The organism is Rhodococcus sp. IEGM1339 (assembly GCF_050321925.1).
Lineage (GTDB): Bacteria > Actinomycetota > Actinomycetes > Mycobacteriales > Mycobacteriaceae > Rhodococcus > Rhodococcus pyridinivorans.
Genome location: NZ_JBNQFT010000015.1, coordinates 96398 through 112689, shown reverse-complemented (window position 1 = coordinate 112689; position 16292 = coordinate 96398). Strand labels below are relative to the sequence as shown.

General features: G+C 69.0%; 14 protein-coding genes, 1 rRNA gene and 1 riboswitch. Of the genes, 8 read left to right on the top strand and 7 right to left on the bottom strand.

All coding sequences use genetic code 11. From position 1 onward, the window contains the following. A 5S ribosomal RNA gene (gene rrf, locus ACQR3U_RS15095) occupies positions 1 to 92 on the top strand; the annotation flags it as partial. A 143-nt stretch (positions 93 to 235) separates the two neighbouring features. Continuing rightward, on the top strand, positions 236 to 766 hold the full coding sequence (locus ACQR3U_RS15090; RefSeq protein ID WP_230810754.1) for a putative immunity protein: 531 nt from the start codon (positions 236 to 238) through the stop codon (positions 764 to 766). On the opposite strand, the gene ACQR3U_RS15085 is transcribed toward ACQR3U_RS15090, so the two are convergent. Both ACQR3U_RS15085 and ACQR3U_RS15080 read right to left on the bottom strand, forming a co-directional pair. Next, entirely contained in the window at positions 763 to 2142 is a 1380-nt protein-coding gene (locus tag ACQR3U_RS15085; RefSeq protein ID WP_372477613.1) for a M1 family metallopeptidase, read from the bottom strand. The genes ACQR3U_RS15090 and ACQR3U_RS15085 overlap by 4 nt on opposite strands. Continuing rightward, the gene (locus tag ACQR3U_RS15080; protein ID WP_230810755.1) at positions 2109 to 6014 is read right to left on the bottom strand and encodes a Pls/PosA family non-ribosomal peptide synthetase; all 3906 of its coding nucleotides are present in this window, start codon (positions 6012 to 6014) and stop codon (positions 2109 to 2111) included. The genes ACQR3U_RS15085 and ACQR3U_RS15080 overlap by 34 nt, the downstream gene beginning before the upstream one ends. 165 nt (positions 6015 to 6179) lie before the next feature. Beyond that, a riboswitch (SAM riboswitch) is annotated at positions 6180 to 6297 on the top strand. A 68-nt stretch (positions 6298 to 6365) separates the two neighbouring features. On the opposite strand from ACQR3U_RS15080, the gene ACQR3U_RS15075 reads away from it, so the two are divergent. Together ACQR3U_RS15075 and ACQR3U_RS15070 are read left to right on the top strand one after the other, a co-directional pair. After that, complete coding sequence (locus tag ACQR3U_RS15075) at positions 6366 to 7679, top strand: aminotransferase class V-fold PLP-dependent enzyme (RefSeq protein ID WP_230810756.1); 1314 nt, start codon at positions 6366 to 6368, stop codon at positions 7677 to 7679. 208 nt (positions 7680 to 7887) lie between these two features. Next, positions 7888 to 8505 carry a hypothetical protein gene (locus ACQR3U_RS15070; RefSeq protein ID WP_230810757.1) on the top strand — a complete coding sequence of 206 codons (618 nt, stop codon included), beginning with the start codon at positions 7888 to 7890 and terminating at the stop codon, positions 8503 to 8505. 62 nt (positions 8506 to 8567) lie between these two features. Here the strand turns inward: ACQR3U_RS15070 and ACQR3U_RS15065 are convergent, their stop codons facing one another. From ACQR3U_RS15065 to ACQR3U_RS15050, 4 genes are all read right to left on the bottom strand, one after another. Further along, positions 8568 to 9098 carry a winged helix-turn-helix domain-containing protein gene (locus ACQR3U_RS15065; protein ID WP_006550528.1) on the bottom strand — a complete coding sequence of 177 codons (531 nt, stop codon included), beginning with the start codon at positions 9096 to 9098 and terminating at the stop codon, positions 8568 to 8570. Positions 9099 to 9192: 94 nt separating this feature from the next. After that, positions 9193 to 9264 carry a putative leader peptide gene (locus tag ACQR3U_RS15060; protein ID WP_372477631.1) on the bottom strand — a complete coding sequence of 24 codons (72 nt, stop codon included), beginning with the start codon at positions 9262 to 9264 and terminating at the stop codon, positions 9193 to 9195. Between the two features lie 52 nt (positions 9265 to 9316). After that, the gene (locus ACQR3U_RS15055; RefSeq protein WP_230810758.1) at positions 9317 to 9790 is read right to left on the bottom strand and encodes a YbaK/EbsC family protein; all 474 of its coding nucleotides are present in this window, start codon (positions 9788 to 9790) and stop codon (positions 9317 to 9319) included. A 98-nt stretch (positions 9791 to 9888) separates the two neighbouring features. After that, positions 9889 to 11097 (bottom strand): RNA-guided endonuclease InsQ/TnpB family protein, encoded by a 1209-nt coding sequence (locus ACQR3U_RS15050; RefSeq protein WP_230810759.1) that lies wholly within the window; start codon positions 11095 to 11097, stop codon positions 9889 to 9891. Positions 11098 to 11214: 117 nt separating this feature from the next. On the opposite strand from ACQR3U_RS15050, the gene ACQR3U_RS15045 reads away from it, so the two are divergent. Continuing rightward, entirely contained in the window at positions 11215 to 12045 is an 831-nt protein-coding gene (locus ACQR3U_RS15045) for a crotonase/enoyl-CoA hydratase family protein (RefSeq protein ID WP_230810760.1), read from the top strand. A 68-nt stretch (positions 12046 to 12113) separates the two neighbouring features. Here the strand turns inward: ACQR3U_RS15045 and ACQR3U_RS15040 are convergent, their stop codons facing one another. Then, the gene (locus tag ACQR3U_RS15040) at positions 12114 to 12605 is read right to left on the bottom strand and encodes an inorganic diphosphatase (RefSeq protein ID WP_006550524.1); all 492 of its coding nucleotides are present in this window, start codon (positions 12603 to 12605) and stop codon (positions 12114 to 12116) included. A 262-nt stretch (positions 12606 to 12867) separates the two neighbouring features. On the opposite strand from ACQR3U_RS15040, the gene dacB reads away from it, so the two are divergent. Genes dacB through tilS form a run of 3 tightly spaced genes read left to right on the top strand, consistent with a single transcriptional unit; the run spans position 12868 to position 16282 of the window. Continuing rightward, entirely contained in the window at positions 12868 to 14211 is a 1344-nt protein-coding gene (gene dacB / locus ACQR3U_RS15035; RefSeq protein ID WP_019290202.1) for a D-alanyl-D-alanine carboxypeptidase/D-alanyl-D-alanine endopeptidase, read from the top strand. Beyond that, positions 14208 to 15257: a zinc-dependent metalloprotease gene (locus ACQR3U_RS15030; protein ID WP_230810761.1), complete on the top strand. Its 1050-nt coding sequence runs from the start codon at positions 14208 to 14210 to the stop codon at positions 15255 to 15257. The genes dacB and ACQR3U_RS15030 overlap by 4 nt, the downstream gene beginning before the upstream one ends. Then, the gene (tilS, locus tag ACQR3U_RS15025; RefSeq protein ID WP_052039998.1) at positions 15233 to 16282 is read left to right on the top strand and encodes a tRNA lysidine(34) synthetase TilS; all 1050 of its coding nucleotides are present in this window, start codon (positions 15233 to 15235) and stop codon (positions 16280 to 16282) included. The genes ACQR3U_RS15030 and tilS overlap by 25 nt, the downstream gene beginning before the upstream one ends. Positions 16283 to 16292 lie beyond the last annotated feature (10 nt).

Below are 16292 nucleotides of genomic sequence, written 5' to 3'. Positions count from 1 at the left end.
CGCCCGGTCCCATTCCGAACCCGGAAGCTAAGCCTGTCTGCGCCGATGGTACTGCACTCGACAGGGTGTGGGAGAGTAGGACACCGCCGAACACCCGTTACCGAAGACCCCCAACATTGTTGGGGGTCTTCGGCTTTGAGGAGGGGAGCCGCTTTCGCGGGTCCCCTTTTTTCGTACGCGGACATTCGGTCGGGCTATGCTCGGATACGTGGGGCGGAACGGGCCGGCGACAAGCGTGACCGGTGATTTCGAACTCACCATGGACGAACTGCGGGCGGTCGTCCGATACGTGACGGAGAGTGCACAGGACGTGCTTCCCGTCTTCGAGGAATCCGTGCCCGAGGACCGTCGTCCACGTTCAGCACTCGATGCGGCGCGAGAATTCGTCGACGGTGCGCGACGAACGAGACTCCAGCGCGTCGCCGCCCTGGATGCCCACCGAGCTGCGAAGGATGCACCGACGGAAGCGGCTTCCCTCGCCGCGCGGTGTGCCGGCGATGCCGCCGCGGCTGCCTATCTGCACCCGATCGCGAAGGCCACTCAGGTCGGGCACATCCTGCGTACCGCTGCGAGTGTCGCTCGCATCGCCGAACTCCGTGCGGGCGGAGACCCGACGGCAGCTGCGGACTCGCTCGACGACGCCCGGCGCCGTGCGACCCCCGTGGTGGTCGACGTCCTGTCCAGATATCCGATCGCCCCTACCTCGAGAAGTCGTGTCGGACAGTTGATGAGCGCACTGGATGCATCTCTGCGCCCTCGGAACTAGGCGGTCGGTGCCGGGGGAAGCTCTCGCGTGCTCAACCACGCCTCCCACAGCGGCCGGAGCGAGACGTCCGAGAAACGTGCGGCGAGATCCTTGAACTGCGCCGTCGTCACGTTGCCGTGCCGGTGTTCCGCGGTCCACGTCCGTAGGAGGGTGAAGAACGGCTCGTCGCCGAGCTGCACTCGCAGGGCGTGCAAAGTCAGTGCTCCGCGCTTGTAGATGCGGTCGTCGAACATGTCCTTCGGGCCCGGATCCTCGAGCAGGATGTCCTGCGGCTTGCGGGCCAGACCCCGGTGGGCGTCGAGCGCATGTGCATGCGCCGACCTGCCGCCCGAGTTCTCCGACCACAACCACTCCGCGTAGCACGCGAATCCTTCGTGGAGCCAGATGTCGCACCAACGGTTCAGCGTGAGGCTGTTGCCGAACCACTGGTGCGCCAACTCGTGTGCGACGAGCCGTTCCTCGCGGCCGGTGCCGTCGCAGAAGTTCGCGCCGAAGATCGACAATCCCTGTGCTTCGAGGGGGATCTCGAGGTCGTCGTCGGTCACCAGAGCGGTGTAGTGCGCGAACGGGTACGGGCCGAACAGGCGCGTGAACAACTCGAGCATCTCGGTCTGGCGAGCGAAGTCCCGATCGAACGCCGCGCGCAACCGAGGCGGATGGATGCCGTACTGGGGCACGGGTTCGTTTGAGAGGGTGCGTATCTCGTAGTGCCCGGTCTGGACCGTGGCGAGATAGGTCGCCATGGGTTCGGGTTGCTCGTAGACGCGGGTGGTGCGACTCGCCTTCGTGGTCTTGTGCACGAGGGTGCCGTTCGCGATCGCGACGAACGGAGCGTCGGTGGTGACCGCGATGCGGTAGGTGGCTTTCGAACCGGGATGGTCGTCGCAGGGGAACCAGGTGGGTGCGCCGTTGGGCTGACTCGCGACGAGCGAACCCTCGTCGAGTTCTTCCCAACCGACCTCACCCCACATGGTCCGCAGTGGGGTGGGGGTTCCCGAGTACTGCACACCGAAGACGAGGACCGCCCCGGCAGGGAGTTTCTCGGCGGGGGTGACGGTGAGCTTGCCGCCACGATGCGCGAACTTGGCGGGACGTCGCCCGTTGACGGTCACTTTCGTGACTCGCATCGACTGCGCGAGATCGAGCGAATACTTGGCGCGCACGTCCGTAGTCGTGGCGATGATCTTCGCCCGGCCGTCGAGCCGATTGGACACGACCTTGTAGGTGAGTTCGAGTTCGTAGCGGGAGGCCCGGTAGCCGCGGTTCCCGCTCTCGGGCAGATAAGGGTCGAGCGGCCGGTCCGCGGCGACCGGCGCGACGGACTTGGCGGCCTTGATGGGCTTCACCGCGGCGACCAGTCGTTCGGCGTGGTCCACGGCGTGATCGGATTGCCCTGCCAGCGAGTGGACGGCGGGACGACGTCGCCGCGCATCACCAGCGAGGCCGGGCCGACGGTGGCACCGTCGCCGATGCCCGAGGCGGGCAACGCGACGCATTGGGGGCCGAGCGTGGCGCCGGCGCCGAGGGTCACGGTGTCCATGGACATGATCCGATCATGGAACAGGTGGGTCTGTACAACGCAACCGCGTTCGACGGTCGCACCGTCGCCCAGGGACACCAGGTCGGCCTCGGGCAGCCAGTAGCTCTCGCACCACACACCGCGCCCGATCCTCGACCCCAGCGCGCGCAGCCACAGGTTCATCACGGCGGTGCCCGCCGCGGCCCGGGCGAACCACGGTGCCGCCACGGTCTCCACGAAGGTGTCGGAGACCTCGTTGCGCCACACGAACGAACTCCACAGCGGGTGCTCGACGCGTCCGATCCGACCGACGACGAGCCATTTCGCGATCACGGTCACGAGGCACGCCACGGCTCCGGCCACCATGAGCACGAGACCGCCCAGCAGCGCAGCGGCGAGATAGCCCCAGTGCACGGCGAGGGTGTTGAGTGCGAAGAGCACACCGAGCCCGATGCCGTAGGTGACGACCATGGGCACGAGCCGGAAGGTCTCCACCGCGCCGCGCGCGATCTTCAGTTTCAGCGGCGGTGCGAAGGTGCGGCTCGCGTCGCTGTCACCGCTTGCGCGCCGCAGGCGCACCGGGGGACTGCCCAGCCACGACGAGCCGGATTTCGCCTTCTCCGGAGCCGCGGAGAGCACCGCGACGAGCCCGTGCTTCGGGACGCGCCGACCCGGCGCCGCCATACCCGAGTTGCCGAGGAAGGCACGCTTGCCGACCTTCGCATGCGAGATGTACAGCCACCCGCCGCCGAGTTCGTAGGAGGCGACCATCGTGTCGTCGGCGAGGAACGCTCCATCGGCGACCTTGGTGAACTTGGGAACCATCAGCACGGTCGACGCCTCGACGTCCTTACCGATGTCGGCGCCGAGCAATCGGAGCCAGATCGGGGTGAGCATCGACGCGTAGAGCGGGAACAGGAAGGTGCGCGAGGAGTCCATGAGGCGCTCGGTGAACCACACCTGCCAGCCCACGCGGCTGCGCACGGGATGCCAGCCCTCGGTCATCCCGACGGCAAGCAGTCGCACGGCCGTCAGGGTGAGCAGGGCGAAGACGAACATCGTCAGCAGCGCCGCGACGGGCAGCATCGCCAGGGAGTGCACCACGGCGTCGGAGACGGTGGGGGTGTCGTGCACCCACCACACAAGCAGCGCGACCCCGGCGGCGATCGAGACGACGGGCAGACCGCCGAGCAGGATCGACGACAGCGCGTAGACCGGCACCCACCTGCCGCCCCGCGGCGGTGTCGCGGCGGGCCACGGCCGGTCGGCCTTGCCGGCCTTGCGGGCGGGGGAGCCCGACCAGTTCTGCCCGGCCTTCACGCGACCGAACACCGCGGATCCGGCCTCCACTTCGGCGTCCTTACCGATCCGCGCGCCGGGGGCCAGGAACGAGCGGGCGCCCACCGTGGCGCCGGCACCGATCCGGATGCTTCCGATGTGGACGACGTCGCCGTCCACCCAGTAGCCGCCGAGGTCCACCTCCGGCTCGACGGCACACCCGTCGCCGAGTTCGAGGAGACCGGTGACCGGTGGAAGACTGTGCAGGTCGACGTCGCGGCCGACCTTCGCTCCCAGAGCCCGCGCGTACTGCCGCATCCAGGGAGCGCTCGAGATGTTCACGGCACCCACGGCCTCGGACAGTCGCAGAGCCGTCCACAGCCGGAGATGGACGCTCCCACCGCGTGGGTAGCTTCCGGGCTCTATGCCGCGCAGGAGCAGACGCGAACCCGCGACGGAGATCGCCATGCGCCCGACGGGCGTGAGGAACAGCAGGACACCGAGCGCGACCCACCACCACGACAGGGTGACGGTCCACGGCACGTCGACGACGAGCGCGACGATGTTGTTCAGGATCGCCAGCCAGGTCACCCACTGCAGTCCGGTGAGGGTGGTGAGGACGGCGGTCACCGCGATCTGCCCGAGCTGGGCGAGTCGCGGCACCGGGGTCACCTCTCGCGGTGTCGCCGCTTCCGTCGGTGCGAGTTCGTCGAGATAGACGGCGAGCGATCCGAGCCTCGGGTGGTCGTACAGTTCTGCGACGGTCATCTCCGGATACCGGCTCCGCAGCGCCGTGACGAGTTGCGCCGCCGCGAGGGAACCACCGCCGAGTTCGAAGAAGTCGTCGTCGACGCCCTCGATCCGGGCGCCGAGGATGTCGGTCCACAGTTCGGCGACCCATTCGGCGGTGGGATCGAGACCGAGTGCTTCCACCGAGTCGGCATCGGCGCCGGGCAGCGGCCACGGCAGAGCGTTGCGGTCGACCTTGCCGGACGTGCGGGTGGGCAGTTCGTCGACGAGCGCGAGTCGGGGGACGAGCGCGGCCGGGAGTTGTTCGGACAGCAGGTCGTGGGCCGACGCGATGTCGAAGTCCGGATCGGTGGAGGCGAGGTATCCCACGAGGATCGAATGTCCCGCGGCCGTCTTGCGGACCGCGCACGCACCGCCCGCCACGCCGGGCAGGTTCTGCAGTGCGTTGTCGACCTCGCCGAGTTCGATGCGGCGGCCACCGATCTTGACCTGGTCGTCGGCGCGTCCCTGGAACAGCAGACCGGCGCGGTCGAGCGTCACGAGATCACCGCTGCGGTAGGCGCGGTCCCAGCCGAGCGTGGGCATCGGAGCGTACTTCTCGGCGTCCTTCGCCGGATCGAGGTAGCGCGCGAGGCCGACACCACCGATGACGAGTTCACCGGTCGCGCCCTCCTCGACGGGGTTGCCGTCGGCGTCCACGACGGCGAGATCCCATCCGTCGAGGGGCAGGCCGATGCGGACCGGTCCGGTGCCGTCCATCAGCGACGCGCAGGCCACGACCGTCGCCTCGGTGGGGCCGTAGGTGTTCCACACCTCGCGTCCCGGAACCGCGAGACGTTCGACGAGATCGGGTGGGCAGGCCTCGCCACCGAAGATGAGCAAACGCACCGCCTCGAGGGCTTCGGCCGGCCACATCGCCGCGAGGGTGGGCACCGTGGAGACGACGTTGATGTTGCGCGAGACGAGCCACGGCCCGAGGTCCATGCCGGAGCGGACGAGCGCGCGGGGCGCCGGAACCAGGCAGCCGCCGTGCCGCCAGGCGAGCCACATCTCCTCGCACGAGGCGTCGAACGCCACGGACAGCCCGGCCAGGACCCGGTCGCCGGGACCGAGCGGCTCCCCTTGGCAGAACATTCGCGCTTCCGCGTCGACGAAGGCCGCCGCATTGCGGTGGGTGACGGCGACACCCTTCGGTGTTCCGGTTGAACCGGAGGTGAAGATGATCCACGCGTCGTCATCGAGGTTCGGGCCCCGCACCACCGGGGTGCCCGACGGCGCGGCCGTGCCCGGTCCGATGCCCTCGTCCGTGACGATGGCGGTGACCTGCGCTTCCGAGAACACGAGTTCGGCCCGCTCGTCGGGATCGTCGGCGTCGACGGGGACGTACGCGGCGCCCGCGGCGAGAATGGAGAGAATCGTCACATACAGGTCGCTGCGCCCGGAGGTCATGCGGACCCCGACCCTGTCGCCGGCCCCGACGCCCGCGTCGTTCAGCGCATACGCACCGGCGATCACCGCCTCGACCAGTTCGGCGTATTCGAGGACCGTCGCGCCGTCGTCGATCGCGGGGGCGTCGGGATGTGCTTCGGCAGTGCTCCGCAGCAGGTCGACGAGGGTGCGGGCGGGTGGAGCGTGCGACGCGCGGAGGAACTCGTCGGGGATGGGGGACCGGCCGACGGGGGTCGAGGTTATGGCTGGCAATTCCGCGGGTCCTTCTGCTCGATGGTGCTTCCGGTTATCTCACGTCCGGGTGGACGGCAGGTGAACGTTCGGCGCGCAGAACGCGTGTCGGCGTCGTGCGGTGCCGGGCGACGCGGAGCTGTGCGGGGTTGACACGGCCCGGTCGTCCTGCCATTCTCTTCGCCAGGTCATGAGTACCAGCGTCAAGCCCCGGCTAGCTGGTCGGCAACCCTCCAACCGCGGTGGGGTGCTCCGGGTGACGACCGGGCCGTGAATCCACTACCGGACACGGCAAGCGCGGACTCCGCCGGCGACGAGAATTCTCCGTCGTAGGCGTCACCGGCGGGTCCCCGAGTACACAAGGGATTTGTCATGACTGCTGTAGCCACCACCACCTGCATCGCTCCCTTTGCCACCGTTTCCGGCTGTGACGTGCAGGTTCCGCTCGTCCAGGGGGGTACCTGCACCTATGCGAACTTCGACTACGCGGCGAGCGCACCGGCGCTGTCCGCCGTCACCGACCGCCTCACCGAGCTGCTGCCCTTCTATGCGAGCGTGCACCGCGGCGCCGGATACGCTTCGCGGATCAGCACCACCGCATACGAGGACGCCCGCTCCTCCGTGTCGCGCTTCGTCGGCGCGGCCGACGACCAGGTCGTCGTCTTCACGCGCAACACCACCGATTCGCTGAACCTGCTCGCGAGTGCGGTGCCCGGCGATGTCGTGGTGCTCGACATCGAGCACCATGCGAATCTGCTGCCCTGGAAGAACTCTCGCATCGTCGAGGCTGCGGACACCGTCTCCGAGACGGTATGGCGTCTCGCGGTCGAACTGCAGCGCGCACCCGCGGCCCTGCTCGCCGTCACCGGTGCTTCCAACGTCACCGGTGAGGTCCTGCCGATCGCCGAACTCGCCGAGCTCGCACACGCTTCCGGTGCCCGGATCCTCGTCGACGGTGCGCAGCTCGTGCCCCATCGCCGTGTCGATCTCGTCGAGCTCGGTGTGGACTACCTCGCCTTCTCCGGCCATAAGCTGTACGCGCCGTTCGGTGCGGGAGTGCTCGTCGGCCGCCGAGACTGGCTCGACGCCGCCGAGCCGTACCTCGCCGGTGGCGGCGCGGTGCGCGAGGTGCGCCTCGATCACACCGAATGGTCCTGCGCCCCTGCGCGTCACGAGGCCGGCACCCCCAACGTGCTCGGCGTCGCCGCCCTTGCCGCCGCGTGCGATGCGCTCGCCGGTTTCGACGCCGACGCGGTGATCCGTCACGAGGAGGCCCTGTGCGCCCTGCTCGTCGACGGTCTGCAGGCCATCGACGGCGTGGAAGTGCTTCGGCTGTGGAACGATTCGGCCGACAGTGTCGGGATCGTCACCTTCACGGTCGACGGCTACGAGCCCGGCCACGTCGCCTCCTATCTGTCCGCCGAGTACGGCATCGGCGTCCGTGACGGACGCTTCTGCGCCCACCCGCTGCTCGCGCGGGTCGGTCGTGCCGGCGGAGCCGTCCGGGCGTCGCTCGGACTCGGCAGCTCGTCCGACGATGTCGAGCGGCTCCTCGGAGCGCTCCGGTTGCTGGTCGAGAACGGGCCGACGTGGGTGCACGCGAAGACCGCCGGCGTGTGGAACCCCTCGCCGGAGACGCGTCCCGGCCTCGGAGCGACCGACGGCGACGCATCTCCGTGCGTCTAACGGTCGACAATTCCCCATAGAATCAGTAGGGTAATTCGCATGGGACGGACGAGGACGATCGCTGCGGCACGCTGGTGCCGTCGCCATGTCGACCTCTGCCGTACGGCATCGGGAATCTGTCCGGACTGAAGGTCTTCTCCCTCACAGACTTCCGGCTCACAGGCCGATTCCTCCGTGCCGCTCCGCGGCCCGTACCGAGAGGTATCCCATGTCCGTCGCATCCACCGTCACCCCTGTATCCGCAGACCCGGCCGTCGTCGAGTCCGCCGCGATCCGGCCGTTGCGCGTCGCCGTCGAACTCACCGGTCACTCCGGGCCCGACTACTGGGCCGACCTGACCCTGGGACGTGTCGGCGACCCGCCGCTCGACCTCAGTGCCGATGTATCCAACGTCGTGCGGGTGCGTGCCGCCGACCTGCGTGAAGCCGGGAAACTGCGCGACCGCATCCGCGCAGAGGCCGCCGAGGAGGGCCGCGATCCCGATTCGGTCACGGTGCTCGTCGACGTCGAGATCGTCCTCGCCTCCGATGCCCGCACCGCCCGCACCCGGCGCACCCGCCCGGAATCGACTCGCGGGGAGGTCGGCACGCTGTCCTATGTCGGAACGCCGCACGGTCTCGCCGGGCTGATCGCGGACATCCATGCCGTGCAGGTCGCCGACGGCGTCACGCTGATCCCGTTCGCCGCGCCGTTCACCGTCGAGCATCTCGTCGACGGAACGCTGCCGTGGCTGGAGTCGCGCGGCCTCGTCGAGGTCTCGCCGACCGTCGTCGAGGTCCTGCGCCGGTTCGGTGAGGGCGCTCGGACATCCGTGCGCGCTTCCTGACACGCATCGGTATTGCGAAGGAGGGGCAGGAGTTTCGACTCCTGTCCCTCCTTCGCATGCGTTCACGCCGTACGGCGGTCGAGTGATTCGACGACGTGTACGCGCGGATCGGGATCGAACCGGTAGCCCGACCCGCGGACAGTGGTGATGATGTTGCCGAAACGTCCCAGCTTGGAACGGATCCGGGAGACATGGACGTCGACACTGCGGTTGCCGCGGTCGGTGTCGAAGTCGTCGTTCTCCGAGTATCCGGCGCCGAGCGGCCTCAATGCCGCGCGGGACACCACGACGCGGGGCCGACGCACCAGGTGCGCGAGGATCTCGAATTCGCTGTGACTCAACTCGACCCGCTGATTGTCGAGCACCAGCCCGCGGGCCGGCAGATCGATGACCAGAGGGGTCGGGCCGGGGCTGAGAAGAGTGTGGGTGCGCGCACCCGGGAGCAGATCGAGCGCGGTCTCCCGCAGAGCATCGGCGAGGGCGGCGAGATCGCCCGCCGACCCGGCGTTCGTGTCCGAGATCTGCACGATGAGAACGAGTTCGGGGGAATCGACCGAGCTGCCGGCCGGGTTCTCGATGGAGGACGTGGTCATGGAAGGGCTCCGCTGGTCGGAAGGTGAGCGGCGCCGGGCAGGCAACTACCCGCAGCAGTGCGGCGCCGGAAAAGAGGAAGGGATGGTGCGGATCTCAGAACGCACAGAGGCACGAGCGAGTACGACACAGGTCGACATGCCTGCGGCTCCACGCTCGGACTGTCACGACGGAAAGTGTACCCGGATGGAGATGCCGGTGTACCGGTAGGTGGACGGTCTCAGTTCACGTCGACGTCGATCGCCGCGGTGATGCGCATGAGCTCCGAATAGACGGTCCGGAACAGTGTGTTCGGGCATCCACCCGACGCCCACAGATCCGGGTGGAGCTGCAGCGCACGGTCGATGTAGGTGGGCAGGTTCGTGGGATGACCGAGCGGTGCGACGCCACCGAGCGGCTGGCCGGTGACCTCCGTGACCAGGTCGGAGGAGGCCGGCACGAGTTCGCCGCCGAGCCGCTCGCCGGTCCGCTCGACCGACACGCGATGCGCCCCGGACACCAACAGCAGGATCGGGTCGTCATCGAGCAGGAAGACGAGCGACTTCACGATCGCGCCCACCTCGACACCGACCGCGGCGGCGGCCTGCTCAGCGGTGTGCACGGTCTCCGGCTGCTGGACGATCAGACCGTGATGGCCGCGGGCGATGAGCGTGTCCGAGACGCGGTGGGCATTCGGATGCAGCGACCTGGTCATGGATCAAGAGTAGGAAAATCGCCGCCGGATGGGCGCGGTTCCGAGGACGCGTCGTCGTCGTGTCGTGGGTGGCTCGATACAGTCCGTACGTAAACAAGTTACCCTTCGGTATTAACGCCTCTCCTGCCAGAAGGCAGGAGATTCCCGGCTCGGACCGCAACCGAACCACCCAGGAGGTGATCCGCCTGTCTGACGTCGTCGACACCGGTGTGGCCACGCTCCGCTACAGCCAGAATCACTCTGGCAGCGTTCCGGTCCCGGCATGCGCTGTAGTCGCAGGCCGAGCATCGGAAGGTTCGTTCGCCGAGTTCGAGGCGTTGCTTGGCTCTCGCGAAACATCTCGAACACGTCATCGACGTGTATGCGGGCCGTACCAGCACCACCTTCCGGCCGGCCCGCGTGCCCTGCTCGACGAGTTCGCGCTTCGCAGCGCCGATCGCGGCGTCCGCCGCTTTCCTCGCCATCGTGGATCGGGCGAGGAACTGGGGGCGGAAATCCTCCACGGCGATCAGTGCGTGGTGTGCGACTACCCCGCGCGCCCACATCCGTGCCTCGTGCTGGTTCCGCCGAGCGGCCTTCTTCTGCACCTGCGACGCACGTTTGCGGGCTCGCCGGTATCCGTTGGACGGTCGGCTTCCCTTAGGTCTGCGTCGGCGAGCCATGGTTCGTTGCGCCTTCGCCAGCTCCGCCGCGCAACGCTTGCGATGACCCCGGTGCGGCAGGTCGAACCGCTCGTCGGTGGTGGTCGCCGTGTGGGTCACTCCCCAATCGACACCGATCGCCGAACCAGGCGGCGCCGGAGCCGGAGGTTCGGTGCTGCGGGTGACGACGAACGACGCGTACCAATCTCCGACCGAGTCGCGGGTGATGCGCACACTCGACGGTTCGGATGGCAGTTTCCGCGACCACACCACCGGAATTGTGACGCCCTTCGGCAAGCGCAATCGGCCTTCCTGGATCCGGAAGCTGCGACGGGTGTACTCGAGAGTCGGCGACGTTGCCTTCCGGGACTTGAACTTCGGGCGGTTGCGTCCTTTCACCGCGAACGACGAGTCGAGCGCACGAGCGTAGGTCCGCAACGTCTGTTGTTGAGCGACCTGGGAGCCGGCCCGCAACCACGCCGATCGTCTGCGCGTCTCGGTCAGCTGTTTGCTCAGCTTCCCGAAAGTGGTTCGTGCGCCCGTCTTCTGGAGGTGCACGGCTTCGTTCCACAGGAACCTGCAGCGATGCCATTCGTCGAGCAGCGCGCGTTCGGCGTTGCTGCCCGCACGCAACCGGAAGTTGTAACGCACAACCTCGACCCCCATGCCCGGGCACGCTATCGACGCCCACCGACAGATTCCGTCGTCACCATCACAAGCCCGACCCTGGAAGGAGGACGGCGGTTCTCACCCTTGTGAGGGCCGAGAGCCGCCGAACACACAATGTCCGATCTCTCGCCTTGGAAAGCGTTCACCGTCGAACGCAAGGATCACGTCGCACAGGTCACGCTCATCGGCCCCGGCAAGGGCAACGCCATGGGCCCCAACTTCTGGGCGGAATTGCCCGTCCTGTTCGGTGAGCTCGACGCCGACCCCGAGGTCCGCGCCGTCGTCCTCGCCGGTTCCGGCCGGAACTTCTCCTACGGCCTCGACCTCGTCGCCATGGGCGGCAGCCTCGGCGCCGTCGTCTCCGGCAAGGCGCTCGCGAAGCCGCGCACGGACTTCCACACGTTGATCAAGAACATGCAGGCGGCCATCACGGCCGTCGCCGACTGCCGCAAGCCGGTCGTCGCCGCGGTCCAGGGCTGGTGCATCGGCGGAGCGGTCGACCTCATCTCCGCCGCCGACATCCGCTACGCGAGCGCCGACGCGAAGTTCAGCGTCCGCGAGGTCAAGGTCGGAATGGTCGCCGACGTCGGCACCCTCGCCCGGCTCCCGCTCATCATCGGCGACGGTCACGTCCGCGAGCTCGCGCTCACGGGCAAGGACATCGACGCCGCCCGCGCCGAGAAGATCGGTCTCGTCAACGACGTCCACGACGACGCCGATGCAGTGCTGGCCGCCGCTCACGCGACCGCCGCGGAGATCGCCGCCAACCCGCCGCTCGTCGTCCAGGGCATCAAGAACGTCCTCGACCACACGCGCTCGCCGCAGGTCGACGACAGCCTCCGCTACGTCGCGGCGTGGAACGCGGCGTTCCTGCCGTCGGAGGACCTCACCGAGGCGATCACCGCCGTCTTCGAGAAGCGCCCGCCGCAGTTCAAGGGCGAATAGACCCCGCAGACGACGGATCCCCCGGACGATCGCATGGTCCGGGGGATCCGCGTTGTACAGGCTCGGTGTCAGTGCCCGCCGTTGTTCTTCAGGCGCTCGACCGACGCGGTCACCTCGGCCTCGGCCTCGGCGCGACCGACCCAGTCGGCGGCCTCGACGTGCTTGCCCGGCTCGAGATCCTTGTAGTGCACGAAGAAGTGCTTGATGGCGTCGAGCTCGAACTGCGAGACGTCGCTGATGTCCTGGACGTGATCCCACCGCGGGTCGCCGGCCGGGACGGCCAGGATCTTGTCGTCGCCACCGGCCTCGTCGACCATCTTGAACATGCCGACGGGGCGGGCCTCGACGATCACGCCGGGGAAGACCGACTCGGGCAGCAGGACCATGCAGTCGAGCGGATCGCCGTCCTCACCGAGGGTGTTCTCGATGTAGCCGTAGTCGGCCGGGTAGCCGAACGAGGTGTACAGGTAACGATCGAGCTTGACGCGTCCGGTCTCGTGATCGACCTCGTACTTGTTCCGCTGTCCCTTGGGGATCTCGATGGTGACCTCGAACTCCACGCCTTGCCTCACTTCGTCGGTGTTTTTCCGGCGGATACGACATCCGTATCTGCGGTGATGGTCCACAGAGAGGATAACGGTCGCGGCGCTAGGCTGGAGGTGCAGGTACCGGGGCCCCGAGTGCGTCACAGCAGTGTGCGGCCGGCAGCGGGAAGTGCGGGTAGCTGGTCGACCAGTGTGTGCAGGATGCAGCGGAGGCGTGTTGACGGGGCAGGGCGGCAACAAGAAGCAGGGTTCACTGGCAACCAGGCGACGACGGAACATGAAGATCCTCTTCGGGATCTGGGGAGCGGGTTTCCTCGCTCTCGTCGTGGGCGGAGCCTTCGCGATCTACGACGTGCGGGCGTCCGCCGGCGCGGTCGTGCTCCCCGCACCGGCACCGGTGATCGCGACCCCCGCGGTCGCCGCGGTCTCGCCCGACGCTCCGACGCCCGACCCGACCTCGCTGGCGGCGGCACTCGACCAGGCGGTGAACAATCCCGGCCTCGGTGACTTCGCCGGGTCGATCACCGACCCCACGACCGGCACGGTGCTGTGGTCGAAGGACGCCGATCGCGCGCTGATCCCGGCCTCCACCACCAAGATCCTCACCGCCGCGGCCGCCATGCTCGTGCTGCCCTCCGATCATCGGATCACCACGCGTGTCGTCGAGGGTTCGAAGCCGGGGGAGATCGTCCTCATCGCGGGTGGCGACCCCACCCTCTCGGCGATGCCGCCCGGCGAGGAGAGCTTCTACCCCGGTGGTCCCCGCATCGCCGACCTCGCCGAACAGATCCGGCGCAGCGGCACGACGGTCGAGACGGTCCTCGTCGACACGAGTCTGTACAGCGGGGATCCGCTCGCGCCGGGCTGGTTTCCCCAGGACGTCGGCGACGGTTACGTCGCACCCATCGAACCGGTGATGCTCGACGGCGCCCGGTCGAACCCCCTCGAGGACGAATCGCCTCGCAGCGCTACGCCCGCCCTGGACGCCGGTCGTGCACTGGCGACGGCGCTCGGTGCCGACCCCGCGCGGGTAGCGCTCGGATCCGCCTCACCCGGTGCGGCGCCCATGGCGTCGGTCCAGTCGGCGCCACTCACTGTGCGTCTCGGTCAGATGCTGCGCCGATCCGACAACGTCCTCGCGGAGACCATCGGACGGGAGGTCGCCGTCGCGACGGGCAACGAGCACTCGTTCGAGGGCACGACGAAGGCGGTGACCGGTACCCTGCAGCAAGCGGGTCTGGACGTCACCGGTGTGACGTTGCGCGACGTCAGCGGGCTCTCGGTCGAGAACCGGATCCCTGCTCGTACGCTCGATCGCGTGATCTCCGAGGCGGCCGGACCGAACAGGACGGAGCTGCGGCCCATGCTCGACTATCTTCCCGTCGCCGGAGCGACCGGCACGCTCGCCGACCGCTACGGCACCACGACCCGTGCCGGAGCCGGATGGGTGCGGGCGAAGACCGGCACTCTGACCGAGGTCAACGGACTCACGGGATACACCGTCGACTCCGACGGCCGCGTGCTGTCGTTCGCTCTGCTGTCCAACGGCCGGTCCCCGAGCGAGGCTCGGCCCGCCCTCGACGCCGTGGCGTCGGTACTGCGTGAGTGCGGTTGCCGATGACCGGCAAGGAGCGGGCACTCGGCGACGCGATCGACTGGTCGTTCGCGGCCGGGGTCGGCGTGCGCCTCACCCGCTCCGAACCCGCGATGTCGCGGTACACCCGCGATGCGGTGCAGGACGAGTTGTTCTCGGCCGCCGCGCGCGCCGAGGGACCGGTGCGCGAGCACACGCGTCTCGACGACGGAACCGAGCCGCCGCCCGCGCAGGTCGTCGACCGGCCGGGCTGGGTACGTGCGGCCGCGGCGTCGATGGCCGACCTCACCGCGACCTCGGGCGAGGATCCGGCCGGCTCCTCCCTCCGCTGGGTGGGCAAACCGGCGGGCGCGCAGGCCGGCGCGATGCTCGCCTACCTGTCGTCCGCGGTGCTCGGACAGTACGACCCGTTCTCTCGTTCGCTGCTGCTCGTCGCGCCCAACGTCGTCGCGGTCGAACGCGCCCTGAAGGTGCCGCCCGCCGACTTCCGGCTGTGGGTGTGCCTGCACGAGGTGACCCACCGCGTGCAGTTCGCACAGGCACCGTGGATGGCCGAGCTGATGCGCGAGGCCGCCGCCGACCTCGCCACCGCGGTCGACGAACCGATGGGCGACGTCGCGACCCGCGTGGTGTCGGCGGTGAAGGACCTGCGCACTCCCGGCGACAAGGCGATGCCGGAGCGGGGCATGCTCGGTGTCGTGCGGGCGCTGCAGGCACAGTCTCAGCGCAAGTCGTTCGATCGGATCCTCGCGCTCGGAACGCTGCTCGAAGGCCACGCCGATCATGTAATGGACGGTGTCGGCCCGGCCGTGGTCCCGTCGGTCGCGCGGATCCGGCGGGCGTTCGACAACCGGCGGCACCGCAACAGCAGCCCGGTGCATCGCCTCATCCGGCTCGTCCTCGGTATGGACGCCAAGATGGCCCAGTACGTGCACGGCAAGAAGTTCGTCGACGCCGTCGTCGCGAAGGTCGGCACGGACGACTTCAACGCCGTGTGGTCCGGTCCGGACGCCCTGCCCACCCTGACGGAGATCGACCATCCCGATGCATGGATCGCGCGGGTGCTGAGCTGATCGTGGCTTCACCGTCCAACGATCGTCCGCTGCTGCCCGAAGCCCCGGCGATCCACGAGGTGCGCCTCGCCGTGCGGGCCTGGCTGGGCGCGCACCCGGCCGACGCGGTGACCGTCGCGTTGTCGGGCGGGGCCGATTCCGCCGCCCTGACCGCCGCCGCCGTCGCGGAGACCGAGGCGGTGCACGCTGTCGTCGTCGATCATCGCCTCCAGTCCGGTTCCGAGGTCGTCGCCGCGCGGGCCGCGGAGTTCGCCCGGGCCCGCGGCTGCGCGACCGTCATGGTGGTCGGTGTGGACGTCACCGGTGGGGGAGGCCTCGAGGCCGCCGCGCGCGCGGCCCGCTACCGGGCGCTCGACGAGAACCGCGACGACCGGACCGTGTTGCTCGGGCACACCCTCGACGACCAGGCCGAGACGGTGCTGCTCGGTCTCGGCCGCGGATCGGGGCTGCGTTCGATCCGCGGGATGGCACCCTTCGACCCGCCGTGGGGCCGGCCGCTGCTCGGCGTGCGCCGCGACACGACCCGCCGGGCGTGCGACGAACTCGGCTACCGCCCGTACGAGGATCCGCACAACACCGACGACCGGTTCACGCGCGTGCGTCTGCGCCGTGAGGTACTGCCGCTGCTCGAGGACGTGCTCGGTGGGGGTGTCGCCGAAGCCCTCGCGCGCACGGCCGGGCAACTGCAGGACGACGGCCACGCCCTCGATGTCTGGGCCGGCGACCTGCTCGCGACAGCGCGGCGCGAGGACGACCTGCTCGACACCGACACTCTCGCGGCGGCTCCCGCCGCAGTACGACGCAGAGCCCTCCGATCGTGGCTGATCGATCACACCGTCACGCCGAACGAGACGATGCTGCGGACGGTCGACGATCTAGTAGCGGCGTGGCGCGGACAGGGCCCGGTCGCTGTCGGACGGGGCCCGCGGACGGGGACGAGGTTGGTGGTGTCGCGTCGGCGTGGCACGCTTGCCGTGGAGTACGTCGACCGGGCGAAGGTCCGGGCGACCGGCAGCAGAAGGTAGGGAAGGACCC